Origin of the sequence: Ewingella americana (assembly GCF_006438725.1) — a bacterium.
GTDB classification, from domain to species: domain Bacteria; phylum Pseudomonadota; class Gammaproteobacteria; order Enterobacterales; family Enterobacteriaceae; genus Ewingella; species Ewingella americana_A.
In genome coordinates this window covers 150,931-173,010 of sequence record NZ_RCZD01000003.1, presented here as the reverse complement: position 1 = coordinate 173,010, position 22,080 = coordinate 150,931, and the positions used below count along the sequence as shown (strand labels likewise).

Sequence of the window (22,080 nt, the reverse complement as noted above, 5' to 3'; positions counted from 1 at the left end):
TTTTGACACCCCTGCAAAAGCAAGCAATCAACGTGTTGTAAGCGCTTGTCCGTCGGTTTTTTTTATGTTTACCTTGGGAATACTCCCAAGCATGACAGGAAGAGCTATTTTGCCGCAGCCACAACAACACTATCTTGTTATCACCGCACTCGGTGCTGATCGTCCAGGTATCGTAAACACCATTACCCGTCAGGTCAGCAGTTGCGGTTGTAATATTGAAGACAGCCGTCTGGCGATGCTCGGTGACGAGTTCACGTTTATCATGTTTCTTTCCGGCAGTTGGAATGCCATCACCCTGATTGAATCCACCTTGCCGCAAAAGGGCGCGGAGCTGGAGTTACTGATCGTGATGAAACGTACCAGTGCCCACGAGCGCCCGCCGATGCCTGCGACCGTGTGGGTGAAGGTCGAGGTCAAAGATTCACCGCACCTGATAGAGCGCTTCACCGATCTGTTCGACACGCATCAAATGAACATTGCCGAACTGGCGTCGAAAACCCGTCCGGCCGACGGCGTGACCCCTGCGCAGTTGTCTATACAAATTACAGCCCACAGCCCGGCTAACACCGACGCGACAATTATTGAGCAAGCTTTTCATCAGCTATGTACAGAACTGAATGCGCAAGGCAGTATTAATGTCGTGAGCAACACTCAGCATAAAGACAATTGACGGAGATATATAATGAGCCCACTGAAAGCCGGTGATCCTGCGCCGCAATTTAGTTTGCCCGATCAAGATGGCGAACAAATTAATCTGGCCGACTTCCAGGGACAAAAGGTCCTGGTTTATTTCTATCCTAAGGCCATGACACCAGGTTGTACCGTGCAGGCCTGCGGTCTGCGCGACAATATGGATCAACTGAAGCAGGCCGGTGTAGAAGTGCTGGGGATCAGCACTGATAAACCAGAAAAACTTTCACGCTTTGCTGAAAAAGAGCTGCTGAACTTCACACTGTTGTCAGACGAAGATCATCAGGTCTGCGAACAGTTTGGCGTCTGGGGCGAGAAAAGCTTCATGGGCAAAACCTATGACGGCATTCACCGCATCAGCTTCCTGCTCGACGGTAACGGCAAGGTTGAGAAAGTCTTCGACGATTTCAAAACCAGCAACCACCACGACATCGTTATGGCTTATCTCAACGAGAAATAAGCTTTCGCGACAGTTGATTGTGATGAAAAAAAGCGCAGACGCGCTTTTTTTATGTCTATCAACCGGGCAGCGATGGCCTTTTAAGGCGTCTCATTGAGCAATTCATCTGGCCAGACATGCACCACGGCTTTCACCAGCGTGGCTAAAGGAATCGCAAAGAATACGCCCCAGAAGCCCCACAGCCCGCCAAAAATCACCACCGAGAGGATGATCACCAGCGGGTGTAAATTCACCGCCTCGGAGAACAGCAGCGGCACAATCACGTTGCCATCCAGCCCCTGCACCACAAGATACGCCACGAACAGCGTCCAGAAATCAGCCCCCATCCCCCACTGAAATAGCGCCACGACAACAACGGGGATCGTCACCAGCATCGCGCCAATATAAGGGATCAGAACCGACAGCCCGACCAGCACCGCCAGCAGCAGCGAATAACGCATATCCATGATGAAGAACACCAGGTAAGTCGCCACGCCGACGATGATCATCTCCAGCACTTTGCCACGGATATAATTGGTGATTTGCTGGTTCATCTCCTGCCAGACCTGACCTGCCAGACCACGGTCACGAGGCAGCACGCGGCGTACTGCGCTGAGCATCTGCTCTTTGTCTTTGAGCAGGAAAAAGACCATCATGGGGACCAGAATCAGATAAATCGCCAGCGTCAGTAAACCGACCAGCGAGGCCAGTGAAAATTTCACCAGATTGTCGCCAACGCCCGACAGCTTGGCGCGCAGGTTTTCAGCCATCATATCGATGATCCCGGCGTCCACCAGCGCAGGATAGCGCTTCGGCAAGGTCGCGGCAAAATCGTAAAAACGGTTGAGCATACTGGGCAGATCGGCCATCAAATTGATGCCCTGCTGCCAGGTGACCGGTGCGATAACGAACACCGCCAGCATCACTACACCGGCGAAAATCAGCAGCACTACGCTGCTCGCCAGCGTGCGGGAAAGCCCAAGATGTTGCAGCCGGGCCACTGGCCATTCGAGTAAATACGCCAGCACAATCGCCACCAGTAACGGGGCAAGAATACCGTTGAGAAAATAGAGAATACAAAATCCAGCGACCAAAATAGCCAATAAGGCAATAGCCTGAGGATCGGTGAAACGTCGGCGGTACCATTGTAATAACATCTCTAACATCGGATATCGCTCCTGTAAGATCCTGGTATAACGGGCCAGCACAGGGTTTGCCTGCGTCCCTGCCTCTGCTTCAGCCTTAACGTAACTTTATGATGAAACGGTTGTCACAGAGGGTAATGTTTAAGCGCTTCAAAATTTTCTGATAAGACTACTATTAAGTGTCAGAAAAATAGCAAAGAATGTGCCAGTGAAAGAGTGTACTGGAGTCCGTTTCACGGAAGAAGAGCTCTTATGGCTGTTTACGTCAGAGTGATCAATTATTCATTAGGATTGGCTTAATTATGGCAATGCGGTTTAACAAAACGGTGACCGCCCTATTGATGGGCACAATGTTGGCGGGTGTGGTTGCCCCTGCCCTCGCAGATGACAGTTCTTACTGGACGACCCCCATCGCGTCAACTAACCCGAACAAACCGTCGATCGCCGATCAACTGCCGGATATGGGCACCACTGCCGGAGGTACTCTAAGTATTGATCAGGAACTGCAAATGGGCGATTTCTATGTTCGCCAGATGCGTGCCAGCACCCCGCTGATTAACGATCCCCTGCTCAATCAGTACATCAATGAACTGGGTATGCGTCTGGTGGCCAGCGCTTACTCGGTGCGTACCCCTTTCCATTTCTATATCGTCAATAACGATGAACTGAACGCCTTCGCCTTCTTTGGTGGCAACGTGGTACTGCACTCTGCGCTGTTCCGTTATACCGACAATGAGAGCCAACTGGCCTCGGTCATGGCGCATGAAATCTCGCACGTTACCCAGCGCCATCTGGCGCGTGCGATGGAAGATCAACAAAAAAGTGCGCCGCTGACCTGGGTTGGCGCACTCGGCTCGATCCTGCTGGCGATGGCCAGTCCGCAAGCCGGAATGGCGGCCCTGACCGGTACCCTCGCAGGAACCCAGCAAAATATGATCAGCTTCACGCAGGGTAATGAGCAAGAGGCTGACCGCATCGGCATTCAGGTACTGCAACGCGCGGGGTTTGATCCGCAGGCGATGCCCGCTTTCCTGCAAAAATTAGCCGACCTTTCAAGCTATTCGAGCAAACCGCCGGAAATGCTGCTAACGCATCCCCTGCCGGACAGCCGTTTGGCGGATATTCGCAACCGTGCCAATCAGATGTCACATCCGACGGTGCATTCGTCGCAAAGTTTCCTGTTAGCCAAAGTGCGAATTCTGGGCATGTATGGTTCAGAATCCTATCCATTGAGCGATGATTATTTGCACCAATTGAGCAACGGCAATGTGCGCGATCAATTGGCCGCCCGCTACGGCCAGGCGCTTCAGTTCTACAAAGCGAAGAAATACGATCAGGCGCGTACCATTCTGGACTCCCTGCTGGTGCAAAATCCGGGCAACGACTGGTTCCTGGATTTAGCCACCGATGTCGACGTTGATCAAAAACGTGCGCCACAGGCCATCGCACGGCTGGAAAAAGCCAACGCAGAGACCAGTAAAAACCCGGTGCTGCTGCTGAACCTGGCCAATGCTTACGTAGAAGGCGGCCAGCCCGCCAACGCCAGCCGCATTCTCAACCGCTATACTTTCACCTATCCGAATGACCCGAATGGCTGGGATTTACTGTCGCAGGCTGCTGCCGCACAAGGCTTACGCGCACAGGAACTGGCCGCCAGAGCAGAAAGCATGGCGCTGGTCGGCCGTCTTGATCAGGCGATAGACTTATTGGGTAACGCCAGCGCGCTGCAAAAGCTGGGAAGTCTGGAGCAGGCACGCTACGACGCGCGTATTGACCAATTGCGTCAGTTGCAAAAGCGTTTCCGTCAATATCAGAAGGGCTAAGCCCGGTATGAATATGAGGTTATCAATATGCCACACCACGATGTCGCGATTTATCACAACCCACGCTGTAGTAAGAGCCGTGAAACCCTGAAGTTACTCGAAGAGAAAGGTCTGAAGCCCGACGTGATCATGTATCTGGAAACGCCGCCCTCAATTGACACACTGAAAGCGCTGATCAGCAAACTGGGGTTCAGTTCAGCGCGCGAACTGATGCGTAAAGGCGAAGAGATTTACAAAGAATTGAATCTGGCCGACCCGGCGATGAACGAGCAGCAACTGCTGCAGGCGCTGGCCGACCATCCACGGCTACTCGAACGCCCGATCGTGTTGGCAAACGGCAAAGCAAGGATCGGACGTCCGCCAGAGCAAGTGCTGGAGATCCTCTAACGTGGTGAAAGCCTGTTTCTACAGGCTGAGAATATCTTTCACGAAAGGAATGGTAAGTTTGCGCTGGGCGGTGATTGACGCCCGGTCAAGCTGATCCAGTGTCGTAAATAATGTGCGCATCTCGCGATCCAACCGCTTCAACAAAAACCGCCCAACGTCCTCGGGCAGTTCAAAGCCCCGCAGTTTCGCGCGCAGCTGTAGTGCCAGAAGTTTCTCTTCATCGGACAACGGCTGGAGCTTATAGATTTGCCCCCAATCCAGCCGCGAGGCTAAATCAGGCAGGCTGAGATTGAGCTGGCGCGGCGGACGGTCGCCAGTAATAAATAGCCTTGTGCGCCCGGTTTCCAGAATCCGATTGTACAGGTGGAATATGGCGGCTTCCCACTCATCATCCCCCGCTATCCCCTCAATGTTATCGATACAAACCAGCGCCAGCTGCTCCATGCCGTCCAACACTTCAGGGACAAAATAGGCCCGCTTATCGAGCGGTACATAACCTACCGCTTCACCGCGCTGAGAAAGCTCCGCACAAGCCGCGTGCAGTAAATGACTACGACCGCCGCCCTCGCGTGACCAGAAATAGATATAGGTGCCATGTTCCTGATACAGCGCTGTCTGAATGGCAGAGAGCAGAGAGGGGTTCTCGCCCGGATAAAAACTGGCAAAAGTTTCATCATCGGGAAGATAAAGTGGCAGGGAAAGCTGTGCCGGCGTATTCAGAAGCACCTCAACCAATACGGTCTGAAAATCGCGAATGTTGTCATCAACAAAAAGTGGTTATCTCGGCTGTTAACTAAACGGATATGTACGGGCAGAATTCTAGCATAGGATCCGGCCGGAGTTGAACTGCACGCCGCACAACCGCTTGCTAACCGAGCGAACCGCCGGAGAGTGATCCTCTCCGGCGATATTTTCAACCAAGAGATCAAGCCGCTGGATTTTCGCGCTCGTCCTCGATATCAATGATCTCTTCTTCGCCACGAACCATTTCAATGACCTTAAACAGCAAGCTGAGGAAGATGCCGACGATGGTCGCGAGTGCCATGCCTTTCAGTTCGGCCGCGCCGATGTGAATTTTTGCGCCGCTGACGCCAATGATCAGGATCACCGCAGTCAGGATCAGATTCTTCGCTTTGTTGTAATCCACTTTGGATTCGATCAACACGCGAATACCTGATGCGGCAATGACGCCATAAAGCAGCAGCGAAACGCCGCCCATCACCGGCACCGGTACCGCCTGAATCGCTGCAGCCAGCTTGCCGATGCACGAGAGCAGAATCGCCAGAATAGCCGCCCCGCCGATCACCCAGGTACTATAAACTTTGGTGATGGCCATGACGCCGATATTTTCGCCGTAGGTGGTGTTCGGCGTTGAGCCGAAGCAACCCGACAGTACCGTAGACAAGCCGTTCGCCAGCATAGAGCGGTGCAGGCCAGGGTCACGCAGCAGATCTTTTTTGACAATGTTGGCCGTCACCACCAGGTGCCCAACGTGTTCAGCAATCACCACCAGCGCAGCCGGCAAAATGGTCAGGATCGCCACCCATTCGAAGCGCGGTGTGTAGAAGGTAGGCAGCGCAAACCAGTGCGCCTGCGCGATGCCGGAGGTATCGACCACGCCCATAAAGAACGACAGCCCGTAACCGACCAGTACACCGATCAAAATCGGGATGATCGCCAGAAAACCACGGAACAGCACCGAACCCAGCACGGTCACACCCAAGGTCACCATCGAAATGATGATCGTGGTGGAGTCCACCGCCACGCCATCAGCCGGTAATAATCCGGCCATGTTCGCCGCCACACCTGCCAGTTCGAGTCCGATCACCGCAACAATGGCACCCATCGCCGCCGGTGGGAATACCACATGGATCCAGCCGATCCCGGCTTTTTTGACAATCAGCGCCACCAGACAAAACAGCACCCCGCAGACGATAAATCCGCCAAGCGCGGCTTCATAGCCCATCGGTAACAGCAACAGAACCGGTGAAATAAAGGCGAAGCTTGAGCCCAGATAAGCCGGGATTTTACCTTTACAGATGTAGAGGTATAACAATGTGCCGACACCGTTGAACAACAACACCGTTGCCGGGTTAATTTTAAATAGAATCGGCACCAATACGGTGGCGCCGAACATGGCAAACAGGTGCTGCAAGCTCAGGGGGATAGTCTGCAAGAGCGGCAGACGTTCACTTACCCCGATGACACGACGGGTCATGGATTGATCCTCTGTGAAGTTTTATTGAAGTATGACGGGTAAAACAAAACCAAAAAAAAGCCGACTGATTTAGTCGGCTCATTGTTTACTTGGTACCAAATATCTTATCACCCGCATCCCCGAGCCCCGGCATGATGTAACCATGCTCGTTGAGTCCCTGGTCGATGGAGGCAGTATAAAGCTCAACATCTGGATGGGCTTTCTCCAGTGCGGCGATACCTTCTGGTGCCGCCACCAGCACCAGGACTTTAATGTTATGGCAGCCGGCTTTTTTCAGCAGATCGATCGTGGCAATCATTGAGCCACCCGTTGCCAGCATCGGGTCAACCACCAGCGCCAGACGTTCTTCAATGTTGGAAACCAGTTTCTGGAAATACGGCACAGGTTTTAAGGTTTCTTCATCGCGGTACACACCGACGACGCTGATGCGCGCGCTCGGTACGTGTTCCAGTACGCCTTCCATCATGCCAAGACCCGCACGCAGAATCGGTACAACGGTAATTTTCTTCCCTTTGATCTGGTCGATTTCGACCGGACCGCACCAGCCTTCGATAGTGACCTTCTCAGTCTCTAAATCAGCGGTTGCTTCATATGTCAGTAGACTACCCACCTCAGAAGCCAGTTCGCGAAAACGTTTCGTGCTGATGTCATTTTCACGCATCAGGCCCAGCTTGTGTCTCACTAGCGGGTGTTTCACCTCGACGATCTTCATTTTTAATTCTCCTAAGGTGGTTGAGCTGCAAAAAAAAATCGCGAGATTATAACGCCTTTTATTTTGAACGCCACAGCCATTAGCTTGATCGGCATCAATAGAATCCTGATAAAGAGTATAGACAGGAGATTCATCCTCACACCGCACGTGCCCCTCGCAAACGTTTGCCTGGGCTGTTAGAATTGCGGCGCTTCATTTCAACCACTAACCCAAACCGCCGTGGGGACTTCGCAGTGACCGACAAAACCTCTCTCAGCTATAAAGACGCAGGCGTAGATATCGATGCCGGTAACGCATTGGTAGACCGCATCAAAGGTGTAGTAAAACAGACTCGTCGTCCTGAAGTGATGGGCGGATTGGGGGGTTTTGGTGCCCTGTGTGCGCTGCCGCAAAAATATCGTGAACCTGTGTTAGTTTCAGGGACCGACGGCGTTGGCACCAAGCTGCGTCTGGCTATGGACCTGAAACGCCACGACACCATCGGCATTGACCTGGTCGCCATGTGCGTCAATGATCTGATTGTTCAGGGTGCTGAACCCCTGTTTTTCCTCGACTACTATGCGACCGGCAAACTGGACGTCGACATCGCCGCCAGTGTGATCACCGGTATCGCCGAAGGCTGTAAGCAGTCTGGTTGTGCGCTGGTCGGTGGTGAAACCGCTGAAATGCCGGGCATGTATCACGGTGAAGATTACGACGTGGCCGGTTTTTGTGTCGGCGTGGTGGAAAAATCAGAAATTATCGACGGCAGCAAAGTGGCTGACGGCGACGTGGTGATTGCTCTGGCAGCCAGCGGCCCGCACTCCAACGGTTACTCCCTGGTACGCAAGATTCTGGAAGTCAGCAACACGAATCCTGAAACCACCGATCTGGCGGGTAAATCCCTGGCCGATCACCTGCTGGCTCCGACCAAAATCTACGTAAAATCGATCCTGAAATTGATCGAAAACGTCGACGTTCACGGCATTGTTCACCTGACCGGTGGCGGTTTCTGGGAAAATATTCCACGCGTCCTGCCGGAAAATACTCAAGTCATCATTGATGAAGCCAGCTGGCAGTGGCCTGACGTCTTCACCTGGCTGCAAACAGCCGGTAACGTCACCCGTCATGAAATGTACCGTACCTTTAACTGTGGCGTCGGTATGCTGGTCGTCCTGCCTGCTGAACTGGCAGACGAAGCCATCGCGCTGCTGAATGATAATGGCGAAAAAGCGTGGAAAATTGGCACGATTAAAGGGTCTGACTCCGCAGAACGCGTTATCATTAAGTAACTTTGATCAGAAGATGGGTGTTGAGATGAAAAGGATTGTGGTTTTGGTGTCCGGCGAAGGGAGTAATCTCCAGGCGCTGATTGATGCCTGCCAACAGGGACGAGTGTACGCGAAACTCAGCGCCGTCTTCAGTAATAAAGCGTCTGCGTTCGGGCTGGAACGGGCACAGTCTGCCGATATTCCTGCCCATGCGCTGGACGTGAAATTTTATGCTGACCGTGCGGCGTTTGACGCCGCATTGGCCGACGCCATCGATGCTTACAACCCTGATTTGGTGGTTCTCGCCGGTTACATGCGCATTCTCAGCGCCGAATTCGTTCAGCGCTTTGCTGGGCGGATGCTGAATATCCACCCTTCTCTGTTGCCGAAATATCCAGGTTTACATACTCACCGTCAGGCGATTGACAATCAGGATGAAGCTCACGGCACCTCAGTACATTTTGTCACTGAACAGCTGGATGGTGGGCCGGTTATTTTGCAGGCCAAAGTACCGGTATTCAGTGATGACACAGAACAGGATCTGATCGAACGCGTGCAAACGCAGGAACACAGCATCTACCCGCTGGTGATCAGCTGGTTTGTTGATGGCCGGTTGCAGCTGAAAAATAATCAAGCCTTTCTCGATGGCAACCCGTTGCCTGAGCAAGGTTACGCAGCCGATTAAACTGGCAAAAAGCGATGATTCCACTATAAACCGGCCATGTGCCGGTTTTTTGTTTTTATTTTGTTTACGTTTGTTTACATGTTGGTCGCTATAATGACCCAGTTGGTACACGTTTGAATGTCGTTTGTGTGCCCACCTTTTCTTAAAACAGGACTGTTTAAAGAGCCTAGTTTCTAAAAAGAATCCGAATAAACGACCTTTCGGGAAAAATTTATGTCTAGTCATACCCGCATCAGATTGCGTCCACTGGAAAAAGACGATCTGACGTTTGTCCACCGCCTCGATAACAACGCCAGCATTATGCGTTACTGGTTCGAAGAGCCTTATGAAGCCTTTGTCGAACTGACAGACCTCTACCACAAGCATATTCATGACCAGAGTGAACGCCGCTTTATTATTGAATTTGAAGGTGGGCCGGTTGGCCTGGTCGAGTTGGTAGAAATTAATCACATCCACCGCCGCGCAGAATTTCAGATCATCATCGACCCGTCCCATCAGGGGAAAGGCTTTGCAGGTGATGCTGTCCGGTTGGCAATGGACTATGCGTTCTCGGTCCTCAACCTCTACAAACTGTATTTAATCGTCGATAAAGAGAACCAAAAGGCGATTCATATTTACAGTAAATTAGGCTTTGAACTGGAAGGCGAGTTGAAGCAAGAATTCTTCGTTAACGGGGAGTACCGCAGCGCCATTCGTATGTGCATATTCCAGCCGCAATTTTTGGCGAAGTACAAAACCAAACCGACAGAAGCAAAACGCGTTGATCCCATTGGCGCAGGCGTCGTTTAACGCCAGTAATTCACTGATCTTCCGTTATTTAACGTTATTATAAAAATACCGGTGAACCCTTTTTTACCCCAGGTAAGAAAGGATATCTTGTTCACCGGTAAGACTTTTCTCCCTTTCTCCCCGCCCGTTTTTTGCCCTTATCACCCTATCCGGTTAAACCTCTGCTTTATGTTGGACATTCCTGTCAATCTTTCGCAATATTGTTCATAGACACTAGGCCCCTCTCTCTCAGAGATTTCGATCAGAGATATGTCGAGCACCCTCGGGTGTGAGCTGGAAATGACGAGAGTTTTCCCTGCAGTTGTAGCGATAACGCTGAATGTTGGGCCAGGTTTCAAGTTTACTCAATGGGGTTAAAATGGGTCAGGAAAAGCTTTATATAGAAAAAGAACTGAGCTGGCTGTCCTTTAATGAACGCGTTTTGCAGGAAGCAGCAGATAAAAGCAATCCCCTGATTGAACGCATGCGATTTTTGGGCATCTATTCCAACAATCTGGATGAATTCTACAAAGTCCGTTTTGCTGACCTTAAGCGCCGGATATTGATCAGCGAAGAACAAGGTTTCATTGGTGCATCGCGCCATCTGCTGAAAAAGATCCAGGCCAAAGTGTTGCGTATTGACCAGGAGTTTGACGGTCTTTATAACGACCTGCTGCTGGAAATGGCCCGCAACCAGATCTTTCTGATCAATGAACGCCAGGTATCTGAAAATCAACAGAACTGGCTTCGTCAGTACTTTAGACATCATTTACGCCAGTTTATCACCCCGATTCTGATTAACCGCGACACTAACCTGGTGCAGTTTCTGAAAGACGACTACACCTATCTGGCCGTGGAAATTATCCGTGGTGAAGAGGTGCATTACGCGCTGCTGGAAATTCCGTCAGACAAAGTGCCTCGTTTCGTTAATCTGCCACCGGAAGCGCCGCGCCGCCGTAAGCCTATGATCTTGTTGGATAACATCCTGCGCTACTGTCTGGATGATATTTTCAAAGGCTTCTTCGATTACGACCAGCTCAATGCGTATTCGATGAAAATGACCCGAGATGCCGAATACGATCTGGTCACTGAGATGGAGTCCAGCCTGCTGGAACTGATGTCTTCGAGCCTGAAACAGCGTCTGACCGCGGAGCCTGTGCGGTTTGTGTATCAGCGCGATATGCCGGATGACATGGTGGAATTGCTGCGCGAAAAACTCGGCATTTCTAACTACGATTCCGTGATCCCAGGCGGCCGTTACCACAACTTTAAAGACTTCATTGGTTTTCCGAATGTGGGGAAAGCCAATCTGGTCAACCGCCCAATGCCGCGCCTGCGCCACCTGTGGTTTGATAAATTCCGCAACGGTTTCGCCGCGATCCGCGAGCAGGACGTGCTGCTTTACTACCCGTATTACACCTTTGAGCATGTGCTCGAACTGCTGCGTCAGGCCTCCTTCGACCCGAACGTGCTCTCGATCAAGATCAATATTTACCGCGTGGCGAAAGATTCGCGCATTATTGAATCGATGATCCACGCCGCGCACAACGGCAAAAAAGTGACCGTGGTAGTCGAGTTACAGGCACGCTTCGATGAAGAAGCCAATATCCACTGGGCCAAGCGTCTGACCGAAGCCGGCGTTCATGTCATCTTCTCAGCACCGGGCCTGAAAATTCACGCCAAGCTGTTTCTTATCTCACGCCGCGAAGGGGATGAAATTGTCCGCTATGCTCATATAGGGACCGGCAATTTTAATGAGAAAACGGCCCGGCTTTATACCGACTACTCCCTGCTGACCGCCGACAGCCGCATCACCAATGAAGTCCGCCGGGTGTTCAATTTTATCGAGAACCCTTACCGGCCGGTCACCTTCGAACATCTGATGGTGTCACCGCAAAACTCCAGAAGCATGCTGTATGCACTGATCGATCAGGAGATCGCCAACGCACAGACCGGTAAACAAGGCGCTATCACGCTAAAAATCAATAACCTGGTGGATAAAGGCCTGATTGACAGACTGTACGCGGCTTCAAACGTGGGCGTGAAAATTCGCCTGCTGATCCGCGGGATGTGCTCACTGGTACCCGAGTTACCAGGAGTGAGCGAAAATATTCAGGTGACCAGTATTGTTGACCGTTATTTAGAACATGATCGGGTGTATGTGTTTGAAAACGGGGGCGACAAGAAAGTATTCCTCTCTTCTGCCGACTGGATGACCCGCAACATTGATTACCGCATTGAAGTGGCGGTAGCGCTGCTGGATCCCAAACTAAAACAGCGGGTGCTGGACATCCTTGAACTGCTGTTTAGCGACACGGTAAAAGCCAGATATATTGATAAAGATCTCAGTAATCGTTATGTTCCACGCGGAAATCGTCGTAAGGTGCGCGCGCAATCGGCTATCTATGAATACCTGAAAGCGTGTGAGTACGGAAATAACAAACAGCAAAAAGATCAGGCCTGACACTTTGGAGCACCACCTATTATGCCCCTGAAAAACACCATGAATGCCAAACCACAGGAAATTGCCGCGATTGACCTTGGGTCTAACAGTTTCCATATGGTGATCGCCCGCGTCGTCAATGGCGCGCTGCAGGTGTTAGGCCGCCTGAAACAACGCGTCCATCTGGCCGACGGCCTCGACAGCAATAACGTTCTCAGTGAAGAGGCAATCCAACGTGGTCTGGATTGTCTGGCGCTGTTTGCTGAGCGTTTGCAGGGTTTTGCCGAAGAGAACGTCACCATCGTCGGTACCCACACTCTGCGTCAGGCGGCAAATACCGAAGAATTTCTCAAACGCGCGGCCGCCGTCATCCCCTATCCGATTGAGATCATCTCCGGGCAGGAAGAGGCGCGTTTAATATTCATGGGCGTTGAACATACCCAGCCAGAGAAAGGCCGCAAACTGGTGATCGACATCGGTGGCGGTTCGACCGAACTGGTGATTGGTGAAGATTTCGAACCGCTGCTGGCAGAAAGCCGTCGCATGGGCTGTGTCAGCTTCGCACAGCAATTCTTTCCGCAAGGTGAAATCAGTCGCGCCAACTTCAAGCGCGCACAACTGGCTGCGGCACAAAAGCTGGAGACAATGGCCTGGCAGTATCGCCTGCAAGGCTGGCAGTATGCGCTTGGTGCGTCGGGAACGATTAAAGCCACCTATGAAGTTCTGGTCGAAATGGGCGAAAAAGATGGGCTGATCACCCCTGAACGGCTGAAAATGCTCACCGAAGAAGTGCTCAATTATAAAAGCTTCTCGTCGCTGAGTTTGCCAGGGCTATCTGAAGATCGGCAGTCGGTGTTTGTGCCGGGGCTGGCTATTTTATGCGGCGTATTTGACGCACTGGCCATCAAAGAGTTAAGTCTTTCGGATGGCGCACTGCGTGAAGGCGTGCTGTATGAAATGGAAGGCCGATTCCGCCATCAGGATATCCGTACCCGCACAGCGAAAAGCCTGGCTGAACACTACAATATTGACCGTGAACAGGCGCGTCGGGTGCTGGAAACCACGGAACTGCTTTACGCACAGTGGCTGGCGCAAAACACAAAACTGGTTCAGCCGCAGCTCGAGTCACTGCTGAAGTTCGGTTCCATGCTGCATGAAGTGGGTCTGAGCATTAACCACAGCGGCATGCATCGCCATTCGGCCTATATTCTGCAAAATACCAACCTTCCCGGATTCAATCAGGAACAACAGACGCTGCTGGCGACGCTGGTGCGTTTCCACCGCAAGGCTGTAAAACTGGAAGAGTTACCACGGCTGAACCTGTTTAAGAAAAAGCATTACCTGCCGCTTATTCAGTTGCTGCGCCTCGGTGCCTTGCTGAATAATCAGCGTCAGTCGACCACCACGCCGGAAACCCTGCGCCTGTATACTGATGACAACCACTGGACACTGCGCTTCCCGGCCGGCTATTTGACGCAGAATAACCTGGTGCAGTTGGATTTCGAACGTGAGCAAAGCTATTGGAATGATGTCACTGGCTGGAAGCTGATGATTGAGGAAGAAGACGCTAAGCAGGATGATTCCGCGGAATAACCCTGCCACGGATTAAAAAAGTCTCATGCCCATTAAAAAACCCTCTTTGTGAGGGTTTTTTAATGGGCATCGTTTTCGCTATCACCAACGATGAAAAAACTTACTTCGCGCTACCGTCGGGGTGGGAAATCAAGGTGATCAGCGGCTCAGGTTTACCAATTAAATACCCTTGCATATAATCCACGCCCTGAGCGCGCAAGGCCTGACGCTGCTCTTCGGTTTCCACATACTCAGCCACGATGGACAGATGTTTCATGCGGGCCACCTGACAAATTGACTGAACAATATAGGCATCCAGCGGATCAGTCAGCATATTGCGCACGAAACTGCCGTCGATTTTCAGAATATCCGCCTGAATCATCTTCAGGCGATCATAGCTGGCATAACCCGTACCAAAATCATCAATCGCGATACGGCAGCCATAATTGCGCAAGTCGCGCATCGAATAGTCAGCGTATTTCACGTTGTGCAACAGGTGGGATTCTGTCACTTCCAGCACAATCTGGTAAGGCTCAACCTGATACTCACTCATCAACGCTTTGAACTGGGAACTGAACGCAGGGCGGCACAGGGTCGAAGGCGAGAAATTCACCGCAAAGCGCGCACTTGGCAGGACGTCACGATATTGATGAATAAACATCAGCGTGTGTTTGAGCACCCACATATCTAATTGATAGGCCAAACCAAACTCGTGCACCACCGGCAGGAATTTATCCGGCATCAAAATGTCGCCATCGACATCCAGCATACGGATCAAAACTTCATGATAGCTGTCGCCGCGCACGCCAGAAATCGGCTGAGCCATCAGCAGAAAACGATCCTCATCCAGCGCCTGCTGGATGTTATGCAGCATATCGACTTTGCCTTTGATCTCATTCTGCACCTGGCTGTGATCGCTCTTGTTTGACTCCGGTTTGCCGGTGGTCAACGACACTTCAGCAATACCGCTGAGTTCACCCAATAGCATATGCAGATGCTCCACTGGCGGAAATATCGTGCAGTAGGCCAAACCAATCCTCGGATGCAGGGGCAACCCATTCCAGATCAAACGAAAATCGTCCACGTAGTGTTGTAATCGATCGAGTTTTTCTTCTGTTTCCTCACAGTTCATGCGCAGAACCAGGTCATAACCGGGAAGGTGATAGACTTTTTCGCCCGGTTGTAACAAAGGCCTGAGGCCAATCGCCAGTTGCTGCTTAAACTGAATACGTAACTGCATGCCGTAATTTCGGCTGAGCACATCCATCTCAGAAACGCGGATAAAACACAGCAAAGAGCGCGGATAACGCGACAGATCGCGATTAAAAGCACGCAAATTTGGCAGACCAAAGATGGGATCCAGCAGCGAGGCATCGCGGGTTTTCTGCATTAAGCGGCGCTGGCGGGAGGAAATCGCCGACATCATCAACAGGCTGAGAGTGAACACCAGCATCAATGCCGAGACAAACACCAGATTATGGATAAAGCCGCTTTCACTGATAAAACCACGGTAATGGTTAAACAGCACAACCAGCGCGACGGTCCAGACAATGCTGATGAAATGGTAACCGTAGCGCATAGCACCAAACAGTAAAACCGGCAGCAGGAGTGTCAGTGTGTAATCACTGAGCAATATTTTTGCGACCGGGCCGCTGATACCCCGCAGACACAGCATCACTACCATGCAGATAAGTATCATAAACCATAGGGCCAGTTCAGGGGCTTTGACCCCTGGCGCCCGCTGATTGCGCAGCTTAGCCCGCAGTACGCGCAGATAGCGCGGCTTGCGGAGCACGCGCAGGACCAGATACCATAAATGTCCACTCAGCAACGTACCCAGCATGATGGCTTGTAAGTTGATGAGCGTGCGCAGCGTCATGAAATCCCGCGTCACCATACCCAGATAGTCGGGCAGCAGATCCAACTCAACCACAACCTGTAAAACAAAAACAAACAGAACCGACAGAAAGACCACCAACCAAGACACTCTGGAAAGCGGTAACCTCATTAAACCAAATGAAGCCGACCAACGGCGACCTGCCTGCCATCGATAACCCGCCCAGGCCGCAGCAAGGGAAAACAGATAAATCAGCGTCAGCAGTGTGCCCATCTCGGCACCAATACGCAGGTCATAGCGGATGAACATCGTGAGTACAATACCCGGCAACGCCCGCCAGTCAAAAACCATCAACAGGGCAACACAAACGGCCAAAGGCATGTAAATGAGGTAGGTGCGACCTTCCGGCAACATAACAATCGGAGAGAGCCATGAGGCGAGGTTAATGAAGACCAATGCGCAAAGCACCGGTAACCCCCACCATTGGCGGCTAAACTCGCGCCAGGAAAAGAATTTATTCATAAAGTCTGTCATGTTTGTTCCGCATGAAGTTCACACAATACCTGTAAGTCTGCACCAATGGAGAATAGGGCGAGTATCAGTAAAATCTCACCGAAGTGTATCCGGTTGGCTTTCAGTAACGCCTCACGAATCAAGATGTTTAGAAAACCGTTGCACTGGCTGACCACAGAATGTGGCAAAAACAACATTTGCAGTTCTGGTAAATTAATGATGAATTCTCATTTTCTCTATATTAAACCATTTTATAGTGATCAATAAACCGAGTCTTACATAATTAGCACAAAAACGTTCTGGTAAGAATTTACCTATAGGTTAATAATTACAGCTTATATTTCAGAAGAATACCAATTACCGCTCGAACTTTCTTTCTATGAGCTAAACCCGCGTCAAGTCTGAAGGAACTTTCCTAAGTTCATGCCAGACATTTCCGACAAAAAACGGCTTTTTCTGGCTGCTAAAGTTGATGTGATATATATTGATCATGTTAATACATAGGGTTTAAATCAATATTTACCCCTGATGGAGCACGGATTTAATAAGCTGAAATCATTATGCCTAGAAAAGTAAACATCAAGATGACAATGATCGTATTAACGATCAGCTTCATTATTTTGTTCGGACGTCTGGTCTACTCGGCGCTCGGCGCCTGGTCCCACCACCAAAATCAAAAGCAGACTCAGGTTGAGCAACCGATCAAACCGGCTCCCTGATAAAACTTTGTAAGAATTTTAAGGATAACGACTAGCATGTCGGCCACTAAGCACCGGTACCATATACAAAAACTGGCGGAAACCCGCAGCCGTATTCTCAACCTTTTACTTAACAGTGATGAGCTGGCCAACAGCATTCTCGGCGAATCTAAAGACCTCGACGTTACCACCCACGCATTGCTGATGGATCAGACGGCTGAACTGAGCCGCCTGATTATTGGGCTGCATGCCGCTGACCTCGCCGATATTCTCGAAGCACTGCCGCAGCATGAACGCCTGGCCCTCTGGCGGTTGGTTGACCCCGCAGACCGAGGAAAAGCGCTGGTAGAGGTTTCCGAAACCGTATGGGACAGCCTCATCGAAGAGATGAGCGACAAAGACCTGCTGAAAACCATGTCGCTGCTGGACGTAGATGACCAACTTTATCTGGCCGAATACCTACCGCGTGACCTGATGGGCCGCGTGCTCACCTCACTCGACCCGCGTCAGCGGGAGAAAGTGCGAGAGGTGATCAAATTTGGCAAGGACACCGTCGGGCGGATCATGGATTTCGAGCTACTGACCGTTCGCCCGGAGGTGACCCTCGGCACCGTTCAGCGCTATCTGCGTTACCGCAAAGACATTCCCGCAGCGACTGACAAACTGTTCATCACCGATCGCAAAAATACCTTACTCGGTGAACTGCCATTGACCACCATTTTGCTCAATCCGCCGCACCGTTTGGTGTCTGAAGTCATGAACGAAGATCCCACCTGCTTTGAAGCCGAAGACAAAGCTGAAGATGCTGCCGGGGCTTTCGAACGCTATGATCTGATCACCGCGCCGGTTATCGATAAAAAAGGCAAGTTGATGGGTCGTCTGACCGTCGAGGAGATCGTCGACTTCGTCAACAGTGACACCGACAGCAATTTGCGCCGCATGGGCGGTCTCAGCCCGGAGGAAGACGTCTTCTCCCCGGTCGGCAAAGCAGTACGCAATCGCTGGGCATGGCTGGCGATCAATCTTTGCACGGCATTTGTCGCATCCAGGGTCATTGGCCTGTTTGAAGGCACTATCTCGCAGTTGGTCGCGCTGGCTGCGCTGATGCCGATCGTGGCCGGTATTGGCGGCAATACCGGCAATCAAACCATTACCATGATTGTTCGCGCCCTGGCGCTACATCAGGTGCAACTGGGCAACCTAAAGTTTTTGATTTTCAGGGAATTGGGTGTCGCACTGATTAACGGTTTAGTGTGGGGTGGATTGATGGGCGTCGTCACCTGGCTGCTTTACGGTAACCTGGCAATGGGCGCGGTGATGACACTGGCAATGGTACTCAATCTGTTGGTCGCGGCGATGATGGGCGTCATTATTCCGCTAACCATGGTCCGCATGGGCCGTGACCCGGCGATCGGTGCCAGTGTGATGATCACCGCAATTACTGACACTGGGGGATTTTTCATTTTCCTCGGACTGGCCACCATCTTCCTGTTGTAAGCCATTTATTGTGGCTAATCTTTGATTATCCATTCTTTCAATTCCCCTTTTAAAGCAATGTTATCCCTGCCCATCAGCGGGGGATAACCTTTCCCTATAAACTAGTTCGTGTAATAGAGGCAATAAATGCGGCTTAATCATCTGCATTCATCATTCGTTATCAATTAATTACTGATGTAGAATTCATGTAAGTTATCAATCCCTTTCTGGAGCGGTCTGACACGCTACAGTTGCCAAGACAAAGATCAGCTAAGCCTAAACAATGTTTGACTAAAACTCATACCAAAGTGACAACGTCAAACTTTAGCGTCATCGCGATAACGTCTTACCCTATTTATATCGTTATTCTCGACCGACGGTGTCTGGACGGAATCTGAGAAAGGTTTTCACCGTGGAAAAAAACATGCTTCGTCTGTTCTCAGCTCCATCGGTTGCCTGGAAAGTGTTGCTGGCATTAGGTCTGGGTACTGGTTTATTGGCACTCATCTGCCTGAAAATCATCCAGCAATCTTCAAGTCTGGCCGTCGTCTGGTTGCCCACCGCGTTGCTGATACCGGTGCTATTTCATTATCGCTACCGCGCTTGGATCCCATTGCTTTGTGCAGCAGCGCTGGGGCTTGCCGCCGCCAATACGCTGGTTGGCACACCGTTTGGCCGCTACTGGCCTTATATTTTCAATAACATGGCTGAAGCCGCCTTTTGCGCGCTGTTACTGCGCAAATTTCTGCCCGCTAACGACCCGCTCTCCGGGTTGGCAAACTGGGTGAAATTTCTGGCCATTGCCGTGATCATTAGCCCGTTGCTCAGTTCAGTGATGCTAACCCTATTTATTGCGCACGCTCACTCGTTGCAAGAACTGCAACAGCGTTTCGCCACCTGGTTTATCTCTGAGGCCGTGGCCATTTTATCCTTGACGCCGCTCGGCTTGATCTATCAGCGTGGATATTTGCGGCAACTCACCACGCATTCGCGACGCCTGTACGAAATGTTGCTGACGCTAACGCTGATACTGCTGGCCGGTTTTGTGGCGGTGAAATGGCTGCCCTACTCTTTCGCGTTTATTACTATTCCCCTACTTTGGGCGGCAATTCGTCTTCCCCGCGTTGAAGCTTTTTTCATCTTTATCTGCATGACCCTGATGATTGTGCTGTTACAAACCTCCGGGGTTATCTCTATCGTGCCGCACATCAACCGGATCCCGGAAGGTTTGCTGTTTACGCCGCTGCTGCTGATCCTACTGCCCGCCAATGCCATGGCGGTGGCGATGCACGCCCTGCGGGTGGAGAAGTCCTACATTACCCAAAGCGAAAACCGCTTTCGCAACGCAATGGAATACTCCGCCATCGGCATGGCGTTGGTGTCACCACAGGGCCGGTGGTTGCAAGTCAATAAAGCGTTGTGTCATTTTTTAGGTTACGAAGCCAGTTATCTCAAAACGCTGACATTCCAGGAAATCACCCATCCTGACGATCTGAGCAAAGATTTAGCGCTGTTACAGAGTTTATTGGATGGCGAGATTGAGAACTACCAGATGGAGAAACGCTATCGGTGTCGTAGCGGGGAGATAGTGTGGGCACTGCTGGCCGTTTCGCTGGTACGGGATGACAATCAAAATCCGGTCTATTTCATCTCGCAAATCGAAGATATCAGTGAGCTGAAACAGACTGAAATCACCAATAAGCGCCTTTCGGAAGCTCTGCACGAAGAGAAAGAGTTGCTGCATATCACACTGAACGCCATCAACGAAGCCGTGATCTCCACTGACCGTAACATGAATATCACCTTCATGAACCCGGTGGCGGAAAAGATGACCGGCTGGACAGAGACGCAGGCACAGGGCAAACCGGTCAACAGTATTGTGCACCTCAGCGAAGGGCCGGATGGCCCGCTGATTGATAATCTCATGCAATTTGATATCAACGAAAACCTGCACTCATCTATCGATCAGTCACTGATTTTACATGGCTATCACACCGGTCAGTTCGATGTTCAACTGGCGGTATCGCCACTGCGCACCCTGAAAGATGAACCCATTGGCATCGTACTGGTGTTGCAGGACGTGAGTAAATCCCGCGAACTGATGCGCCAACTGAGTTACAGCGCAACCCATGATTTGCTCACGGGATTGTCTAACAGGGGCAGTTTTGAAGAGAGCCTGAAAAATGCGCTGCAACTGACCGCAGAAAAACGCCAGCATCACAGTCTGGCTTTTATCGATCTTGACCACTTCAAAGCCATCAATGACACCGCAGGCCACGCGGCGGGCGACGAACTGCTACGTAAATTAAGTCAACTGATGCAGGACCTTATCCGCAGCACAGACAAGCTGGCCAGGCTGGGCGGTGACGAATTTGCACTGATCTTGTTTAACTGCCCGTCGGATCAAGGGCTGCAAATTATTCAGCAGTTAGTCACTAAAATTAACGAGTTCCAGTTTATGTGGAACAACCAGATTTACCGCATCGGCGCCAGTGCAGGTATTACCCGAATTGTTGATGCCACCATCAGCGGCAGCGAGTACATGGCGCAGGCAGATATTGCCTGTTATACCGCTAAAAATCGTGGTCGCGGTCAGGCCTTCAACTATGAAGAACGGCAAAAACGCCTGCTCTCCTCGCACAGTTCGATGTTCCGGCCTGAAGATATCCGACGCATCCTCAATGAGGATCAACTGTCGCTGAATTGTCGCGCAGCTTCGCCGCCTAAAACGCCGTTATCAGTGTGTTTCTATCAGCTTTCTATACAGTTTATTGAGCCACTCAATGGTATTCAGCGGGCAGATATCTTCTTAGAGGCGGCGCGTTTTTACGACATGATGCCCGACGTAGACCGCTGGCTACTGCGCAAGGTACTGAAAGACTACGCAGAGGGGATCTGCAACAAAGGTATTTGTGTCGCTGTCCCCCTGACGACTGAAAGTCTGTTACAGGATTCGCTGCGCGAAGAATTGCTCACCCTGCTGGATGACACGGTGATGTCACCCTCTTCGCTCAACCTGATGATCGATGACGCGGTACTGCTTAAGTATGACCACCTGCGTATTTTCATGGCGGAGCTGAAACTGCGTGGTTGTAAAATCGTGTTGAGAAATGTGGGTAAAAATCTGAATGAATTTAATAAATTAGCAGAAGGCTGCGTGGACTACGTGCAGATAGATCCCTCATTTATGAGCCAGATCCATTACAACCAGATGGATGAAGTTCTGGTCACTATTTTGCACGGCAACGCTCACCGGTTGGCAGCGCAGACTCTGGCGGGGCCAGCTGACATTAATGAAACGCTGGATAAACTCACCAGTATTGGTATCGATTTAGTCGAAGGTGACACCATCGCGCCCGTGACCCCACTGAACAGCTTGCTAAATAACGGCTATTTCGGCATCCACTGATCTTCACGGGCGCTT

The 22,080-nt window shown here is 51.1% G+C and carries 17 protein-coding genes; 12 read left to right on the top strand and 5 right to left on the bottom strand.

Annotation, left to right across the window (positions count from 1 at the left end):
• Positions 1 to 91: 91 nt before the first annotated feature.
• Positions 92 to 670, top strand: coding sequence for a glycine cleavage system transcriptional repressor (locus EAH77_RS06640; RefSeq protein ID WP_206664878.1), 579 nt, complete (start codon positions 92 to 94; stop codon positions 668 to 670).
• 12 nt (positions 671 to 682) lie between these two features.
• Complete coding sequence (bcp, locus tag EAH77_RS06635) at positions 683 to 1,150, top strand: thioredoxin-dependent thiol peroxidase (RefSeq protein ID WP_140471021.1); 468 nt, start codon at positions 683 to 685, stop codon at positions 1,148 to 1,150.
• Between the two features lie 80 nt (positions 1,151 to 1,230).
• Here bcp and EAH77_RS06630 read toward each other — a convergent pair whose 3' ends face one another.
• Positions 1,231 to 2,295, bottom strand: a complete 1,065-nt coding sequence (locus EAH77_RS06630; protein WP_140471020.1) for an AI-2E family transporter — start codon at positions 2,293 to 2,295, stop codon at positions 1,231 to 1,233.
• A gap of 281 nt (positions 2,296 to 2,576) precedes the next feature.
• On the opposite strand from EAH77_RS06630, the gene EAH77_RS06625 reads away from it, so the two are divergent.
• Positions 2,577 to 4,097 carry a beta-barrel assembly-enhancing protease gene (locus EAH77_RS06625; RefSeq protein WP_140471019.1) on the top strand — a complete coding sequence of 507 codons (1,521 nt, stop codon included), beginning with the start codon at positions 2,577 to 2,579 and terminating at the stop codon, positions 4,095 to 4,097.
• 27 nt (positions 4,098 to 4,124) lie between these two features.
• Positions 4,125 to 4,484 (top strand): arsenate reductase (glutaredoxin), encoded by a 360-nt coding sequence (gene arsC / locus EAH77_RS06620; RefSeq protein WP_140471018.1) that lies wholly within the window; start codon positions 4,125 to 4,127, stop codon positions 4,482 to 4,484.
• Positions 4,485 to 4,502: 18 nt separating this feature from the next.
• Here the strand turns inward: arsC and hda are convergent, their stop codons facing one another.
• From hda to upp, 3 genes are all read right to left on the bottom strand, one after another.
• Positions 4,503 to 5,210 carry a DnaA inactivator Hda gene (gene hda / locus EAH77_RS06615; protein WP_140471017.1) on the bottom strand — a complete coding sequence of 236 codons (708 nt, stop codon included), beginning with the start codon at positions 5,208 to 5,210 and terminating at the stop codon, positions 4,503 to 4,505.
• A gap of 199 nt (positions 5,211 to 5,409) precedes the next feature.
• Positions 5,410 to 6,702 carry a uracil permease gene (gene uraA, locus EAH77_RS06610; protein ID WP_140471016.1) on the bottom strand — a complete coding sequence of 431 codons (1,293 nt, stop codon included), beginning with the start codon at positions 6,700 to 6,702 and terminating at the stop codon, positions 5,410 to 5,412.
• A gap of 85 nt (positions 6,703 to 6,787) precedes the next feature.
• Positions 6,788 to 7,414, bottom strand: a complete 627-nt coding sequence (gene upp, locus EAH77_RS06605; RefSeq protein ID WP_140471015.1) for a uracil phosphoribosyltransferase — start codon at positions 7,412 to 7,414, stop codon at positions 6,788 to 6,790.
• 233 nt (positions 7,415 to 7,647) lie between these two features.
• Here upp and purM point away from each other — a divergent pair, with 233 nt between their 5' ends.
• The 5 genes from purM (at position 7,648) to ppx (ending at position 14,153) form a co-directional block, all read left to right on the top strand.
• Positions 7,648 to 8,685: a phosphoribosylformylglycinamidine cyclo-ligase gene (gene purM, locus EAH77_RS06600; protein WP_140471014.1), complete on the top strand. Its 1,038-nt coding sequence runs from the start codon at positions 7,648 to 7,650 to the stop codon at positions 8,683 to 8,685.
• A 25-nt stretch (positions 8,686 to 8,710) separates the two neighbouring features.
• The gene (gene purN, locus EAH77_RS06595) at positions 8,711 to 9,349 is read left to right on the top strand and encodes a phosphoribosylglycinamide formyltransferase (RefSeq protein WP_140471013.1); all 639 of its coding nucleotides are present in this window, start codon (positions 8,711 to 8,713) and stop codon (positions 9,347 to 9,349) included.
• Between the two features lie 213 nt (positions 9,350 to 9,562).
• Positions 9,563 to 10,138, top strand: coding sequence for a spermidine N1-acetyltransferase (gene speG, locus EAH77_RS06590; protein WP_140471012.1), 576 nt, complete (start codon positions 9,563 to 9,565; stop codon positions 10,136 to 10,138).
• A gap of 358 nt (positions 10,139 to 10,496) precedes the next feature.
• Positions 10,497 to 12,581 carry a polyphosphate kinase 1 gene (gene ppk1, locus EAH77_RS06585; RefSeq protein WP_140471011.1) on the top strand — a complete coding sequence of 695 codons (2,085 nt, stop codon included), beginning with the start codon at positions 10,497 to 10,499 and terminating at the stop codon, positions 12,579 to 12,581.
• A 21-nt stretch (positions 12,582 to 12,602) separates the two neighbouring features.
• On the top strand, positions 12,603 to 14,153 hold the full coding sequence (ppx, locus tag EAH77_RS06580) for an exopolyphosphatase (protein WP_140471010.1): 1,551 nt from the start codon (positions 12,603 to 12,605) through the stop codon (positions 14,151 to 14,153).
• A 100-nt stretch (positions 14,154 to 14,253) separates the two neighbouring features.
• On the opposite strand, the gene EAH77_RS06575 is transcribed toward ppx, so the two are convergent.
• A complete protein-coding gene (locus EAH77_RS06575) occupies positions 14,254 to 16,503 on the bottom strand; it encodes a sensor domain-containing phosphodiesterase (RefSeq protein ID WP_241673409.1) in 2,250 nt (749 codons plus the stop codon).
• Positions 16,504 to 17,072: 569 nt separating this feature from the next.
• Between EAH77_RS06575 and EAH77_RS06570 the strand changes: the two genes are divergently transcribed.
• From EAH77_RS06570 to EAH77_RS06560, 3 genes are all read left to right on the top strand, one after another.
• On the top strand, positions 17,073 to 17,201 hold the full coding sequence (locus tag EAH77_RS06570) for a YfgG family protein (RefSeq protein ID WP_431306752.1): 129 nt from the start codon (positions 17,073 to 17,075) through the stop codon (positions 17,199 to 17,201).
• A gap of 36 nt (positions 17,202 to 17,237) precedes the next feature.
• On the top strand, positions 17,238 to 18,677 hold the full coding sequence (gene mgtE / locus EAH77_RS06565) for a magnesium transporter (RefSeq protein ID WP_140471008.1): 1,440 nt from the start codon (positions 17,238 to 17,240) through the stop codon (positions 18,675 to 18,677).
• A 391-nt stretch (positions 18,678 to 19,068) separates the two neighbouring features.
• Positions 19,069 to 22,065, top strand: coding sequence for a diguanylate cyclase domain-containing protein (locus EAH77_RS06560; RefSeq protein WP_140471007.1), 2,997 nt, complete (start codon positions 19,069 to 19,071; stop codon positions 22,063 to 22,065).
• The last annotated feature ends 15 nt before the right edge of the window (positions 22,066 to 22,080 follow it).

Bases quoted from the DNA above. Each gene is read 5' to 3' on its own strand.
- EAH77_RS06570 (WP_431306752.1), top strand. From the start codon at position 17,073: ATGATCGTATTAACGATCAGCTTCATTATTTTGTTCGGACGTCTGGTC.
- EAH77_RS06630 (WP_140471020.1), bottom strand. From the start codon at position 2,295: ATGTTAGAGATGTTATTACAATGGTACCGCCGACGTTTCACCGATCCT.
- uraA (WP_140471016.1), bottom strand. From the start codon at position 6,702: ATGACCCGTCGTGTCATCGGGGTAAGTGAACGTCTGCCGCTCTTGCAG.
- purN (WP_140471013.1), top strand. From the start codon at position 8,711: ATGAAAAGGATTGTGGTTTTGGTGTCCGGCGAAGGGAGTAATCTCCAG.
- ppk1 (WP_140471011.1), top strand. From the start codon at position 10,497: ATGGGTCAGGAAAAGCTTTATATAGAAAAAGAACTGAGCTGGCTGTCC.
- speG (WP_140471012.1), top strand. From the start codon at position 9,563: ATGTCTAGTCATACCCGCATCAGATTGCGTCCACTGGAAAAAGACGAT.
- EAH77_RS06625 (WP_140471019.1), top strand. From the start codon at position 2,577: ATGGCAATGCGGTTTAACAAAACGGTGACCGCCCTATTGATGGGCACA.
- EAH77_RS06640 (WP_206664878.1), top strand. From the start codon at position 92: ATGACAGGAAGAGCTATTTTGCCGCAGCCACAACAACACTATCTTGTT.
- arsC (WP_140471018.1), top strand. From the start codon at position 4,125: ATGCCACACCACGATGTCGCGATTTATCACAACCCACGCTGTAGTAAG.
- mgtE (WP_140471008.1), top strand. From the start codon at position 17,238: ATGTCGGCCACTAAGCACCGGTACCATATACAAAAACTGGCGGAAACC.
- bcp (WP_140471021.1), top strand. From the start codon at position 683: ATGAGCCCACTGAAAGCCGGTGATCCTGCGCCGCAATTTAGTTTGCCC.
- ppx (WP_140471010.1), top strand. From the start codon at position 12,603: ATGCCCCTGAAAAACACCATGAATGCCAAACCACAGGAAATTGCCGCG.
- EAH77_RS06575 (WP_241673409.1), bottom strand. From the start codon at position 16,503: ATGACAGACTTTATGAATAAATTCTTTTCCTGGCGCGAGTTTAGCCGC.
- upp (WP_140471015.1), bottom strand. From the start codon at position 7,414: ATGAAGATCGTCGAGGTGAAACACCCGCTAGTGAGACACAAGCTGGGC.